Here is an 11,778-nt window from a genome sequence, read left to right as displayed (position 1 = left end):
ATGAGCGCCAGCGCGCCCTGGGTCGTGGAGAGCGGCTGCAGCGGATGCAGGTCGGCGAAGCCCGCCAGGCGCGCCACCTTCTCGTTGAGGCGCGGGTTGTGCTTCATGGTACACGAACCCAGCGGATAGAGCGCCAGGTCGATGGCGTGGTTCTTTTGGCTGAGGCGTACGTAGTGGCGCACCGCCTCCGGCTCGGAGAGGCCCGGCAGGCCGATCGGCGCGATGCGCACCAGGTCGCCGAGGTCCGAGGCGTCGAGCTCTGCAACCGGCAGGTCGACGCCAGTCTTGGTCCAGCCGCCGAGTTCGAAGAGCAGCGGCTCGTCCTGCAAGAGGCCGCGGCCGCCACTCAGCGAGGCGACGTCATTGGCGGCGGGGGCGGCGGGGGCGGCGGTTTCCGGCCGGGTCGGGCGGCCCACGGTGTTCATGCTCATCGGCCGAGGTTCCGTTGCAGGGCGCCCGTCAGCGCCGCGATGTCGTCGGAGGTGGTGGTTTCGGTGGCGGCCAGCAGCAGGACGTCGTCCAGGCCGGCCTTAGCCTCGAGGCGCGAGAAGGGCACGCCGGCCACCACCCCGTCCGCCAGGCAGGCCTCGACCAGGGCCGCGGCCTCGCCAGGGACGCGGATCGCCAGCTCGTTGAAGAATCGCGGGGTCAGAATCTCGACGCCGGGCACGCTCGCCAGCGCGGCCTTCAGCTCTCGGGCCCGGGCGTGGTTGATCTCGGCCAGCCGGCGCAGGCCGGCCTCGCCCAGCAGGGACATGTGGATCGAGAAGGCCAGCGCGCAGAGGCCGGAATTGGTGCAGATGTTGGAGGTGGCCTTCTCGCGGCGGATGTGCTGCTCGCGGGTGGACAGCGTCAGCACGAAGCCGCGGCGGCCGTCGGCGTCGACGGTCTCGCCGCACAGCCGGCCGGGCATCTGCCGCACCAGCTTCTCGCGCACCGCGAAGAGGCCGACGTAGGGGCCGCCGAAGTTCAGCGCGTTGCCGATCGACTGGCCCTCGGCCACGGCGATGTCCGCGCCCATGGCCCCTGGGGACTTCAAGAGGCCGAAGGAGACCGCCTCGGTGGTCACGACGACGAGCAGGGCGCCGGCGGCGTGGGCGGCCTCGGCGATCTTGGTCACGTCGGTGGCGACGCCGAAGACGTTGGGGGTCTGGACGACGACGCAGGCGGTCTCGCCGTCGATGGCCTCGATCACCGCGGCTTCCGCGTCGACCGCGGCCGGCAGGCAATGGATTTCCATGCCTTCGGCGTGGGCGATGGTCCGGGTGGTGGCCGCATAGTGCGGGTGCAGGCCGCCGGAGAGGACGGCCTTCTCGCGCCGGGTGACGCGTTGGGCCATCATTACCGCTTCCGCACAAGCCGTGGAGCCGTCGTACATCGAGGCGTTGGCGACCTCGAGCCCGGTCAGCGCCGCGACCTGGGTCTGGAATTCAAAGAGCACCTGCAGCGTGCCCTGGGCGATCTCCGGCTGATAGGGCGTGTAGCTGGTCAGGAACTCCGAGCGCTGGATGATGTGGTCGACGCTCGCCGGCACATGGTGGCGGTAGGCGCCGGCGCCGCAGAAGAAGGGCCCGGCCCCGGCGGCCCGGTTGCGCGCGGCGAGGCCCGCAAGTTCGCGCTCCACCTCCAGCTCGCCGGCGTGCAGCGGCAGGTCGAACAGGTCCTTCGACCGGGCAGCGGCCGGCACGTCGCGGAACAGGGCGTCGACGTCGGGCGCGCCGATCAGGCCCAGCATCTCGGCGCGGTCTTCGGGGGTCAGGGGGAGGTAGCGCATGGGATCAGAGCGTGGCGAGGTAGGCTTCGTAGCCGGCGCGATCCATCAGCGCCTCGACCTCGGCCGCGTTGGCGACCTTCAGCCTGGCGAACCAGCCGCCGGCCTCGGGCGTGGCGTTGACCGTCTCGGGGGCCTCGGACAGGCCGGTGTTGGCCTCGATCACCTCGCCGGAGATCGGCGCATAGACGTCGGAGGCGGCCTTGACGCTCTCGACCACGGCGAAGCTGTCGCCGGCCTTGACCTGCCTGCCGACCTCGGGCGTCTCGACGAAGACGACGTCGCCCAGTTGCTCGGCCGCATAGGCCGTGATGCCGACGGTCGCCACGTCCCCGTCCAGCTCGACCCACTCGTGGTCCTTGGTGAAGCGCATGCGGATCCTCTTTTCGTGACTAGAGCTGGCGGACATAGCGGTGGGCGACGAACGGGGTCTTTGTGACCTCGCAGGCCTGCGGCTTGCCGCGGACGACGACCTTCAGCTTCGTGCCGGGATCGGACAGCAGCGGCGGGACGAAGCCCAGGGCGAGGCCCTGGCGCAGGCTGGGCGAAAAGCCGCCGGAGGTGACGCGGCCGACCACCGCGCCGTCCTCGCCGGTGATCTCGGCGCCCTCGCGGGCCGGCGCGCCTTCCAGCACCTTCAGGCCGACGCGGACGCGCGCCGGACCGTTGCTCAGTTCACGGAGGATCCGCGCCGCGCCCGGGAAGTCGCCCGCCTCGCGCCGGCGCCGGGCGATGGCGAAACCGAGGTCGGCCTCGATCGGCGAAACGCCCTCGTCGAGGTCGTGGCCGTAGAGCGGCAGGCCCGCCTCGAGCCGGAGCGAGTCGCGCGCGCCGAGGCCAATCGGCTTGACCCGTTCGTCGGCGAGCAGGGTGTTCCAGACCGAGACGGCGGCGTGGCGGGGGATCGAGATCTCGTAGCCGTCCTCGCCGGTGTAGCCGGAGCGGGAGACGATCAGGTCGACGCCGAAGCCCTTCAGCGTGCGGGCGTCCATGAAGGCCATGGTCGCGACCTCGGGGACGTGGACCTTCAGCGCGGCCGCCGCCTCCGGCCCCTGCAGGGCGATCAGCGCCCGGTCCTCCAGCCGCTCGATCTCGGCCTGGCCAGCGAGCGCGGCCGCCATCAGCCGGTAGTCATGGTCCTTGCAGGCGCCGTTGACGACGACGAACAGGCCGTCGTCGTCCGGCCGGGCGGCCATCAGGTCGTCGACGATCCCGCCTTCGGCGTTCAGCAGCATCGAATAGCGCTGCCTGCCGGGCTTCAGCCCGCGGTAGTCGCCGGGAGTGAGCATCTCGAAGGCGGCCAGCGGATCGGCCCCGCGAAGGCGGGCCTGGCCCATGTGGCTGACGTCGAACAGGCCGGCGTGTTCGCGGGTCCAGAGGTGCTCCTTCAGCACCCCCTCGGCATATTGCACCGGCATGTCGTAGCCGGCGAACTCGACCATGCGCGCGCCCAGGGCGACGTGCGCCTCGGTGAGCGGCGTGACCTTCAGGACCTTCTCGGAGGGGATCTCGGGCACTGGTCGGACTCCGGCTGATGACGAGCGAGCTTCCGGAACCAGCGTTCCTTCCGTCCGCGCCCCCGCTGTCCTTGGGCCTGAGAGATTTCGGGTCCCGCCGGTGGCTGACGGCCCTCTGCTCCTTCGGCGAGCCGGCCCCCAATCCTAAAAGGAATGCGGACGGCTACTTTCCAGCGTGCATCAGCTCCTCGCGGTCCTTTTGCCTGAGCGTTTCCGGGGCGGTTGCGCCTTCGGCTCCGGATCGAATCCGGTCTCTCCCGCGAGAGTCCGGCGGAAGGTGGGTGAAGGGGCGGGGAGAGTCAACGCGGGAGTTTGGGGGGATCGGCACGACGGACGCAGATCAGAAAGCCTTGGGCAGGCCTGCCTGTTTAAGCACCTCGTTCGCGGTGTGCCGGCTCTTGGAGCGAGGGACGATGAAGATCCGCCCGTTGATGGACGAGCGCCACTTCTCATGACTGCCCTTGCCGCCGGGCAGCTTCTCGCATCCGGCCGCCGTCAGCATGCGGACGAGGTCCGGATAGTAGTCCTTCGGCATCAGGCGACGGCGAGATCCAGAGCGCCGTTCGCCTTGAAGCTGATCCGGACCTTGCCATGGACGCCGGCGTTGTCGGCGAGGAGTTCAGGGGCGAGCGCCTGAACCAGCTCCACGAATTCCGGCAGGGTCTCGGCCTCGACCACTAAGCCTGGGATGTTGCTCGACGAGACCCAGACGCCGGCCTCGGCGTCCCATTCCGCATCGACGTGGTAGGCAGTCCTCATGGGTTGAATGTGCGCCATATGCACAAAATCACAAGTGGCGGGTGACGGCGCGCGGACGGCGGGCGTGCGATGGAGCGGACTTTCGGAAGGTCTCAGAAGGATGTTCTCGGTCGCCGGGAGCACCGTGACGCTCGGCTCAGTACCTCGGATTTTGGAAAATCCGGATCACGAGCCACACGAGTGCTGCGGACATCAGACCGCCCCACGCTGCCATCGGAATGGACCTTCGCCGCCAGTCCCGCACGGCTTGAACCAAGCAATAGGCCAGTATCGGAACGATGCCCAAAAGCCCGAATATGGCCACCGTTGCTCCCCGCTCAGCTTAGCCAACCTTAGCAAGACTAGCTCTTGCTCGAAAGCGGACGCTCTCAACGGCTCACACCGGTCGCGAGCGGTCATCGGTCTCCATCCGAGAGCCAGAGCTGCAATCTCGCCATGGATCTTTAGCGGTTCCAGCATTCTGCGAATGCGGGAGGGCCACTTGCCTCGATCGCGAGCGCCGCAGAACGCCCCCTCCGTCGGCTTCGCCGCCACCTCCCCCGCTCGCGGTGGAGGATCTGGGCTGAAGATGCTCCACCGTGAAACGGGGGAGCTGTCGCGAAGCGACTGAGGGGGCGTTCGGCGCCCGCCCCTACATCCGCTCCGGAACGCTGATCCCCAGCACGTCCAGCGCCTGCTCCAGCTGGCGCAGGGTCGCCTGGGCCAGCGTCAGGCGGCTGGCGCGCACCGCGGGTTCGGCCTGCAGGATCGGGCAGGCGGCGTAGAACTTCGAGAAGCTTTGCGACAGCCGGTAGGCGTGCTCGGCCACCGCGTTGGGGGCGTATCGGTCGTAGGCCTCGACTAGCGCCGCATCGAAGGCGTCCAGCGTCAGCCCCAGGTCCCGCTCGGCCGGCTCGGCGACGACCACCGCGCCGCCGGTCGCGCCCTCCTCGCCCGCCTTGCGCAGCAGGCTCTTCACCCGCACCGCCTGGTAGAGCAGGTAGGGCCCGGTCTTGCCCTCGAAGCTGGTGAAGCGGTCGAGGTCGAAGACGTAGGAGGTGCCGCGGAAGTTCTGCAGGTCGGCGAACTTCAGCGCCGCGACCGCGACCTTCTGGGCGATCTCCTCGAACTCGGCCTCGGGCAGGTTCTCGCCCAGGCCCGCCTCGTGCAGCCGCTCGCGCGCCTTCTCGCGGGTCATCTGGATCAGGTCGTTGAGCTTCAGCACCCCGCCTTCGCGGGTCTTGAAGGGCTTGCCGTCGGTCCCGTTCATGGTGCCGAAGCCGATGTGCTCCAGCTGGCCCTCGGCCGCGTAGCCGGCGAGGCAGGCGGCGCGGAAGACGATCTCGAAGTGGTCGGCCTGGCGCTGGTCGACGCAGTAGATCACCAGCTGCGGGTCGAAGCTGGTCTTGCGGTCGAGGATGGTCGCCAGGTCGGTCGTGCCGTACATGGCCGAGCCTTCCGAGGAGACCACCAAGAGCGGCGGCAGCTCGCGCTTGTCGCCCTCGCGGGCGACGCGGACGATCTTGGCGCCCTGGTCGTCGACCAGCAGGCCCTTGGCGGCGAGGTCCTCGACCATGCCCGGGATCAGGCCGTCGACGTCGCTCTCGCCCTTCCAGAGGTCGAAGTCGACGCCGAGGGCGTGGAAGTCGCGCTCCAGCGCCACCCGCGTCACCTTGGCGAAGCGGCGCCAAAGCAGGTAGGCGCCCGGCCGCTTGGCCTGCAGCTCGGCGGTCAGCTTGCGGGCGCGGTCGCGGTAGACCGGGTCGGCCTTTCCCTTGGCGGCGGCCTCCGGATAGAGCCGGTCGAGGTCGGCGAGGGTGACGGTCTGGAACTCCGCCGGTTCCAGCTCCGCCCAATCCGCCGGCAGATGGGCGCGGGCGTTCCAGGCTTCGACGCCGGCGGCGATCTTCGGGTCCTCGTCGGTCACCGCGCCGATCAGGAGGCCCATCTGGTAGCCCCAGTCGCCGAAGTGGGCGTCGCCCACCACCTCGTCGCCGCGGAAGCGATAGAGCCGCTTGAGGGACTCGCCGATGATCGAGGAGCGCAGGTGGCCGACGTGCATCGGCTTGGCGACATTGGGGCCGCCGTAGTCGACCAGCACCCGGCGCGGCGACGCCACCCGCTCGCCGCCGGCGCGCGGATCGGCGGCGATCTCGTTCGCGCGCCGAGCCAGCTCCGCGTCGGCCAGCTTGAGATTGATGAAGCCCGGGCCGGCGATCTCCACCGAGGCCAGCCGGGCGTCGCCCTTCAGCGCCTCGGCGACCGCGGCGGCCAGCTCGCGCGGGTTCTTGCCCACCCGCTTGGCGGCGGCGAGCGCGCCGTTGGACTGGAAGTCGGCGAGGTCGGGCCGGTCGGAGGCGGTCACGCGGCCGAGCTCGGCAGGCAGGTCAAGGCTGGCGAAGGCGGCTTGTACCGCTTCGCTCAGGATCCTCTTGAGATCGCTCATTGCTGCTTGGTGGCGTCCTGCGCGGCGACGGCGCCCACGTTCGGGCGGAAGCGCTTGCCCTCACGGTTGAAGGCGGCCATCTCCGGCGTCACCTCGAAGCCCACCAGCACCTCGAAGTTCGCGCCCGACACCGTCGGCGTCGCGCGCGGAATGACGATGCCCTTGACCTCTTCGGACTTGTAGACGCGGTCCTGGCCGGCCGGGAAGCTGACCGGCAGCTCGAAGGTCTTCTTGGCCAGCACCTCGCGGTTGCGATCGGTCACCGCCACCCAATAGCGATAGGTCTTCGACGAGCCGTCCGCCTGCGGGCCGCGGCCCAGCTCGAACAGCAGGTTCATGCTGACGGTGATCGGATCGTCGGACTTGTAGGCGCAGGCGGCGGTGACGCCCTGGATCTCGCCGGTGTAGCCGACCGAGGCGGAGGCCTCCTGGCCGCCCTTGAACTCGATATAGCGGGCCGCGTCGTAGAGCGTCTTCACGAACGGGCAGGGGCCGGCGTTGCGCATCGCCGGCAGCGGCGCCTGCTTGTCGCCCCAGTCGTCCTTTTTCTTCTTCGAGGATTCTTCCTGCTGCTGGTCGCCGCCCGGATCGATCTGGGCGTGGGCGAGGCGGGGAACCGTCGAGGCCGCCACCACGAAAGCTGCGGCGGCGAGAAGCAGGCGGCGCATGAAAGAGCGTCCATGATCGAGGATGGCGCGTAAAAGGCCGCGCGCGGGTCTGGGCCTAGTTACAGCCTGACGAATGCGGCCGCAACGCGGCTGGCGGCGGCGCCCTTGGCGGCATAAGTTCCGCGCGCCATGGACCGCCCCGCCATACGACCCAAGCTCACCATCCTGCTGGCCAGCCCGCGGGGGTTCTGCGCCGGCGTCGACCGCGCCATCCAGATCGTCGAGCGCGCGATCCAGAAGTTCGGCGCGCCGGTCTATGTGCGCCACGAGATCGTCCACAACCGCCATGTCGTCGAGCGGCTGCGCGCGCTGGGCGCGGTCTTCGTCGAGGAGCTGGACGAGGTCCCGGACGATCGGCCGGTGATCTTTTCGGCCCACGGGGTGCCGAAGTCGGTGCCGGCGCAGGCGAAGGCGCGCAACATGATCTACCTCGACGCCACCTGCCCGCTGGTCTCCAAGGTCCACGTCGAGACCCAGCGCCACTACGACGCAGGCCGCGAGATCGTGCTGATCGGTCACGCAGGTCATCCGGAGGTGGTCGGCACTCTGGGCCAGCTGCCGCAGGGCGCGGTGACCCTGATCGAGAGCGCCGCCGACGCCCAGGCCTACACGCCGAAGAACCCCGCCAAGGTCGCCTTCGCCACCCAGACCACGTTGTCGGTGGACGACACCGCCGAGATCGTCGCCATCCTGCGCGCGCGCTTCCCGGCCATCGCCACGCCGCACAAGGAGGACATCTGCTACGCCACCACCAACCGCCAGGAGGCGGTCAAGGCGGTGGGCGCGAGGTGCGACGTGCTGCTGGTGCTGGGCAGCGCCAACTCGTCGAACTCGGTGCGCCTGGCCGAGGTCGGCCGCAACGCCGGCTCAGCGGCCTATCTGATCGACGACGCCGAGGGGCTGAACCTCGACTGGCTCCAGGGGGCGCGCGTGGTCGGCGTCACCGCCGGCGCCTCGGCGCCGGAGGTGCTGGTGCAGGGCGTGCTCGCCCGCCTGGCCGACAGCTTCGAGCTGACGGTGCAGGAAGCCCAGGCCGAGCCGGAGACCGTGACCTTCAAGCTGCCGCGGGCGCTGGTGGGGTAGGGAGCGGCCCCGACATCCAACTTCATCCGTCATGGCCCGGCTCGTCCGGGCCACCCCAGCCCAAGGCGCCGGCCGCGGTTGCTGCGGAACGACTTCGGGATGGGTCGCCCGGACGAGCCGGGCGATGACGCAAATATTGGGGGCAGGTCAGCTCAGCTGTTCAAAGGACCGATTGTAGCGCTTCAGGAAGGCGCGGCCGCGCGCGTGGGAATCCTCGACCCAGACCTCCTTCGTCACCACCGCCATCACGTGTCCGTCGCTCGTCGGCTCGAGGTGCAGCATTCCGCCCACCTTGGCGTTCAGCACGTCGACGGCTTCTTCGTTGAGGATGACGGCGATCTGGTCGCCGATCTTTTCGACCTTCAGCGCGATCATAGATGGCTCCTCTGAAAGACGTCAGATCCTAGCACCCCGCGTGCAAGGTGTCTTGACCCGGCCTGCGCGCTCGCGCAGGGCAGCGCCCATGGCGGTCTACACGGACATAACGGACGACGAACTGGCCAAGCTTCTGGCCGATTTCGATCTTGGCGAAGCTGTGAGCTTCAAGGGGATCGCCGAGGGCGTCTCCAATTCGAACTTCCTGCTGGAGACGGACCAGGGCCGCTTCATCCTGACGGTTTACGAGAGCCGCACCCGCCAGGAGGAGCTGCCGTTCTTCCTGGGGTTGATGCGTTGGCTGGCCGAGCACGGCTACCCCTGCGCCACTCCGATGGCCGACCGCGGGGGCGAGGCGCTCAAGCGGGTGCGTGGCAAGCCCTGCGCCATCGTCAGCTTCCTGCCCGGCATGTCGGTGCGCCGCCCGAGCGTGGCGCGCTGCCGCGAGGCCGGCGTCGGCCTGGCAGGCCTGCACCTGGCCGCCGAGGGTTTCCCGCTGAGCCGCGTCAACGACCTCGGCCAGGCCGCCTGGAGCGGCATGTTCGCCCCCCTCCACGCCGCGGCCGAGGCGCTGAAGCCGGGGCTGGCTCAGGTGATCGAGGGCGACCTGACCCGCTTCGACGCCGCCTGGCCGAAGGGGCTCCCGGGCGGGGTCATCCACGCCGATTTCTTTCCGGACAACGTGTTCTTCCACGGGGCCGAGTTCGCCGGCGCGATCGACTTCTACTTCGCCTGCAACGACGCCTTCGCCTACGACGTGGCGATCGCGCTCAACGCCTGGTGCTTCGAGCTGGACGGCAGCTTCAACATCACCGCGGCCCGGGCGATGGTCGCCGGCTACGAGAGCGTGCGGCCGTTGAGCCCCGCCGAGCGGTCGGCGCTGCCGATCCTGGCCCACGGCGCGGCGATGCGCTTCTTCCTGACGAGGCTGCAGGACTGGGGCGCGACCCCGGCCGATGCGCTGGTCAAGCCGCACGACCCGCTGGAGTACGAGCGCAAGCTTGCGGTGCACCGCGCCGCCCCCGATCTCGTCCTCTTCGGAGCCTCCGCGTGAATTCCCAGGTGACGATCTACACGGACGGCGCCTGTTCGGGGAATCCGGGGCCCGGCGGCTGGGGCGCGATCCTGCTCTATGGCGACAAGCGCAAGGAGTTGAAGGGCGGCGAGGCCGCGACGACCAACAACCGCATGGAGCTGATGGCGGCGATCCGGGCGCTGGAAGCGCTGACCCGGCCGTGCAAGGTCGAGCTGCACACCGACAGCCAATATGTCCAGAAGGGCATCCACGAGTGGATCCACGGCTGGAAGCGCCGCGGCTGGCTGACCGCCGACAAGAAGCCGGTGAAGAACGACGACCTCTGGAAGCGGCTCGACGCCGCGCGCCTGCGCCACGAGGTCGACTGGCGCTGGGTCAAGGGCCATGCCGGCCACGAGCTGAACGAGCGCGCCGACGAACTGGCGCGCCAGGGACTGAAGGAGGCCAACGGCGGGGCGGCGTGAGGGGGCGGCGGATTTGACGCCGCCCCTTCAGCCTAGCTGCACTTCAGGTGGCTGCGGTCGATCTCGCGACCGAGCAGGGCGCCGCCCGCGGCGCCGAGGATCGTGCCGACGGTGTGGTCGCGGCCGCCGTCGAGCTCATGGCCGACCAGGGCGCCGACCGCGCCGCCGATCACCAGGCCCGTGGTGCCGTTGCCGCGGCGGCAGTAGTAGCGGCCGTCGTGGCCGCGCCAGACGCGCTCGTCGGCCTGGATCGGCCGCGGCTGGTAGTAGCGGCCGCGGTCGTCATACTCACGCTCATGGGCGCGGCGGCCGTGAGCCGGAGCCCACGGCGGCGGATCGGCCATGGCGACGGTCGGGAGGACGGTCGCAGCGACGGCGGCGGCGAAGATGGTTCTGCGCATTTAAGGATGCCCCACAAAGCTTGAGCTTACGGCAGTGGCGCGCCGGTGTGGCGCAACGATGGCGAAGGACGCCTTCCGGCGACGAACAAGGGCCGGCGCGGCGACGTGACGCCCCGGGGGAGAAGGGCGTCAGTATCGGCGGACCTGGTCGTCGTGCTTTTGGACGTAGATGCGTTCCGACAGGCGGTCGTAGCGGCGGTCGAGGTCGGCGCGCTCGCCCGGCGTCAGGCGGCCGCCGTCGGTGCGGCGATAGTGCGCCTCGAGGCGCTGGACGTTGTGGAACTGCTCGCGCAGCCGGCCGGCCTCGCGGCGGGTCAGCTGGCCCGAGCGCACGCCCTGGTCGATGCGGTGCTCCAGATTGGCCTGACGCTGGGAGATCGGTCGCCACGGGGCTGCGCTGGCGGCGGCCGGCATGGCGGCGAGGACCGCCGACGCGGCGGCGAGGGAAAGCAGGATGCGCTTCATCGGGATAGCCCTTCTGCTGATGCGGCTCGCTCCATCGAGCGAGCCGCCATTCAACAGCAGCGCTTCTGAACGCCCGTGGAGCGGCGCGGTTGGCCGCCGTTCATCTTGGCGGCGGGCCGCCAAGGCGTGATCGCCATGCCGATAGCTGTGCACGGCGCCGCCCCCGCGCTTGATCACGCCAGCTTGAACACTAGGTTGTTCGAAGTTGAACGAAAGGCCCAGGCATGGCTTCGGAAGCGCTCGGCAACCCGGTGCTGCAGACCTTCACGATGATCCGCCGGATCGACGACGGCGTGCGCGACCAGATCGCCGAGTGCCTCCCGGAAGGCCTTAACGTTTCGCAGTACGAGGCGCTGCGCCTGTTCGACCTGAAGGGCGACGGCCTGACGCCGGCGGAGCTCGCCCAAGGCCTGCACCTGCCCAAGAGCGTGGTCACCTCGATCCTGCAGCACCTCGAGGCGAAAGGCTACGTGCGCGTCGAGCCGTGGCCCGACGACGGCCGCAGGAAGCAGGCCTGGATCACGCCGGCCGGCCGCGAGGTCTATGTCGGCGCGGTGGCCGCCATCCGTCCGAAGATGGAGAAGCTGCGCGAGGCCTTCACCATGCAGGAGTTCCGCGACGCCTTGCCCTTCCTGCGCGCGCTGCAGACCTGGTTCGCCGAGCGCGACTGGGCCTAGATGTGGAGCCTCAACAGGTTGTCGCGATCGAGCCCGAGACGGCTGATGGGCGTTTGTGACTTTATCCCGCCGTGCGGCCGATGCCAGTTGTAGCGGTGGAGCCAGACGGGCAGGTAGTCGGCGCGCTGGTCTGAACT

14 protein-coding genes, 2 pseudogenes and 1 riboswitch are annotated in these 11,778 nt (G+C 69.7%); of the genes and pseudogenes, 4 read left to right on the top strand and 12 right to left on the bottom strand.

Annotated elements, in window-relative coordinates; genetic code table 11:
- The 8 genes and pseudogenes from VJS38_RS10255 to VJS38_RS10220 all read right to left on the bottom strand — a co-directional run.
- Window positions 1-431: pseudogene (locus VJS38_RS10255) on the bottom strand (aminomethyl-transferring glycine dehydrogenase subunit GcvPB); the annotation flags it as partial.
- A complete protein-coding gene (gcvPA, locus tag VJS38_RS10250; protein WP_324088050.1) occupies window positions 428-1,774 on the bottom strand; it encodes an aminomethyl-transferring glycine dehydrogenase subunit GcvPA in 1,347 nt (448 codons plus the stop codon). The gene gcvPA and the pseudogene VJS38_RS10255, both read right to left, overlap by 4 nt.
- A 4-nt stretch (window positions 1,775-1,778) precedes the next feature.
- The gene (gcvH, locus tag VJS38_RS10245) at window positions 1,779-2,144 is read right to left on the bottom strand and encodes a glycine cleavage system protein GcvH (RefSeq protein WP_324088049.1); all 366 of its coding nucleotides are present in this window, start codon (window positions 2,142-2,144) and stop codon (window positions 1,779-1,781) included.
- Between the two features lie 19 nt (window positions 2,145-2,163).
- Complete coding sequence (gene gcvT, locus VJS38_RS10240) at window positions 2,164-3,288, bottom strand: glycine cleavage system aminomethyltransferase GcvT (protein WP_324088048.1); 1,125 nt, start codon at window positions 3,286-3,288, stop codon at window positions 2,164-2,166.
- A gap of 181 nt (window positions 3,289-3,469) precedes the next feature.
- Window positions 3,470-3,558, bottom strand: a riboswitch (glycine riboswitch).
- Window positions 3,559-3,628: 70 nt separating this feature from the next.
- Window positions 3,629-3,823, bottom strand: coding sequence for a type II toxin-antitoxin system HicA family toxin (locus tag VJS38_RS10235; protein WP_324088047.1), 195 nt, complete (start codon window positions 3,821-3,823; stop codon window positions 3,629-3,631).
- A complete protein-coding gene (locus VJS38_RS10230; protein ID WP_324088046.1) occupies window positions 3,823-4,047 on the bottom strand; it encodes a DUF1902 domain-containing protein in 225 nt (74 codons plus the stop codon). The genes VJS38_RS10235 and VJS38_RS10230 overlap by 1 nt, the downstream gene beginning before the upstream one ends.
- A 631-nt stretch (window positions 4,048-4,678) precedes the next feature.
- Window positions 4,679-6,472 (bottom strand): arginine--tRNA ligase, encoded by a 1,794-nt coding sequence (locus VJS38_RS10225; protein WP_324088045.1) that lies wholly within the window; start codon window positions 6,470-6,472, stop codon window positions 4,679-4,681.
- Entirely contained in the window at window positions 6,469-7,140 is a 672-nt protein-coding gene (locus VJS38_RS10220; RefSeq protein WP_324088044.1) for a Tat pathway signal sequence domain protein, read from the bottom strand. Before VJS38_RS10220 ends, VJS38_RS10225 begins: the two co-directional genes overlap by 4 nt.
- A gap of 129 nt (window positions 7,141-7,269) precedes the next feature.
- On the opposite strand from VJS38_RS10220, the gene ispH reads away from it, so the two are divergent.
- Window positions 7,270-8,223 carry a 4-hydroxy-3-methylbut-2-enyl diphosphate reductase gene (gene ispH / locus VJS38_RS10215; RefSeq protein WP_324088043.1) on the top strand — a complete coding sequence of 318 codons (954 nt, stop codon included), beginning with the start codon at window positions 7,270-7,272 and terminating at the stop codon, window positions 8,221-8,223.
- A gap of 147 nt (window positions 8,224-8,370) precedes the next feature.
- Here the strand turns inward: ispH and VJS38_RS10210 are convergent, their stop codons facing one another.
- Window positions 8,371-8,598, bottom strand: coding sequence for a hypothetical protein (locus tag VJS38_RS10210; RefSeq protein WP_324088042.1), 228 nt, complete (start codon window positions 8,596-8,598; stop codon window positions 8,371-8,373).
- Window positions 8,599-8,686: 88 nt separating this feature from the next.
- On the opposite strand from VJS38_RS10210, the gene thrB reads away from it, so the two are divergent.
- Window positions 8,687-9,652: a homoserine kinase gene (gene thrB, locus VJS38_RS10205; RefSeq protein WP_324088041.1), complete on the top strand. Its 966-nt coding sequence runs from the start codon at window positions 8,687-8,689 to the stop codon at window positions 9,650-9,652.
- A complete protein-coding gene (gene rnhA, locus VJS38_RS10200) occupies window positions 9,649-10,098 on the top strand; it encodes a ribonuclease HI (RefSeq protein ID WP_324088040.1) in 450 nt (149 codons plus the stop codon). Before thrB ends, rnhA begins: the two co-directional genes overlap by 4 nt.
- A 32-nt stretch (window positions 10,099-10,130) precedes the next feature.
- Here the strand turns inward: rnhA and VJS38_RS10195 are convergent, their stop codons facing one another.
- Window positions 10,131-10,499, bottom strand: a complete 369-nt coding sequence (locus tag VJS38_RS10195) for a glycine zipper 2TM domain-containing protein (protein ID WP_324088039.1) — start codon at window positions 10,497-10,499, stop codon at window positions 10,131-10,133.
- A 129-nt stretch (window positions 10,500-10,628) separates the two neighbouring features.
- Window positions 10,629-10,964, bottom strand: coding sequence for a hypothetical protein (locus tag VJS38_RS10190; protein WP_324088038.1), 336 nt, complete (start codon window positions 10,962-10,964; stop codon window positions 10,629-10,631).
- A 224-nt stretch (window positions 10,965-11,188) separates the two neighbouring features.
- On the opposite strand from VJS38_RS10190, the gene VJS38_RS10185 reads away from it, so the two are divergent.
- Complete coding sequence (locus tag VJS38_RS10185; protein WP_324088037.1) at window positions 11,189-11,641, top strand: MarR family winged helix-turn-helix transcriptional regulator; 453 nt, start codon at window positions 11,189-11,191, stop codon at window positions 11,639-11,641.
- On the opposite strand, the pseudogene VJS38_RS10180 reads toward VJS38_RS10185, so the two are convergent.
- Window positions 11,638-11,778, bottom strand: a pseudogene (locus VJS38_RS10180) (IS481 family transposase); the annotation flags it as partial. The gene VJS38_RS10185 and the pseudogene VJS38_RS10180 overlap by 4 nt on opposite strands.

The sequence above is a fragment of the Phenylobacterium sp. genome (assembly GCF_035276905.1).
Taxonomy (GTDB): domain Bacteria; phylum Pseudomonadota; class Alphaproteobacteria; order Caulobacterales; family Caulobacteraceae; genus Phenylobacterium.
The sequence above is the reverse complement of the archived record's forward strand: the minus strand, read 5'-3'. Positions and strand labels throughout refer to the sequence as shown.

Coding starts and splice junctions, on each gene's coding strand:
- VJS38_RS10195 (WP_324088039.1), bottom strand. CDS start 10,499: ATGCGCAGAACCATCTTCGCCGCCGCCGTCGCTGCGACCGTCCTCCCG.
- VJS38_RS10185 (WP_324088037.1), top strand. CDS start 11,189: ATGGCTTCGGAAGCGCTCGGCAACCCGGTGCTGCAGACCTTCACGATG.
- VJS38_RS10230 (WP_324088046.1), bottom strand. CDS start 4,047: ATGAGGACTGCCTACCACGTCGATGCGGAATGGGACGCCGAGGCCGGC.
- gcvPA (WP_324088050.1), bottom strand. CDS start 1,774: ATGCGCTACCTCCCCCTGACCCCCGAAGACCGCGCCGAGATGCTGGGC.
- VJS38_RS10225 (WP_324088045.1), bottom strand. CDS start 6,472: ATGAGCGATCTCAAGAGGATCCTGAGCGAAGCGGTACAAGCCGCCTTC.
- ispH (WP_324088043.1), top strand. CDS start 7,270: ATGGACCGCCCCGCCATACGACCCAAGCTCACCATCCTGCTGGCCAGC.
- VJS38_RS10220 (WP_324088044.1), bottom strand. CDS start 7,140: ATGCGCCGCCTGCTTCTCGCCGCCGCAGCTTTCGTGGTGGCGGCCTCG.
- VJS38_RS10210 (WP_324088042.1), bottom strand. CDS start 8,598: ATGATCGCGCTGAAGGTCGAAAAGATCGGCGACCAGATCGCCGTCATC.
- gcvH (WP_324088049.1), bottom strand. CDS start 2,144: ATGCGCTTCACCAAGGACCACGAGTGGGTCGAGCTGGACGGGGACGTG.
- thrB (WP_324088041.1), top strand. CDS start 8,687: ATGGCGGTCTACACGGACATAACGGACGACGAACTGGCCAAGCTTCTG.
- VJS38_RS10235 (WP_324088047.1), bottom strand. CDS start 3,823: ATGCCGAAGGACTACTATCCGGACCTCGTCCGCATGCTGACGGCGGCC.
- VJS38_RS10190 (WP_324088038.1), bottom strand. CDS start 10,964: ATGAAGCGCATCCTGCTTTCCCTCGCCGCCGCGTCGGCGGTCCTCGCC.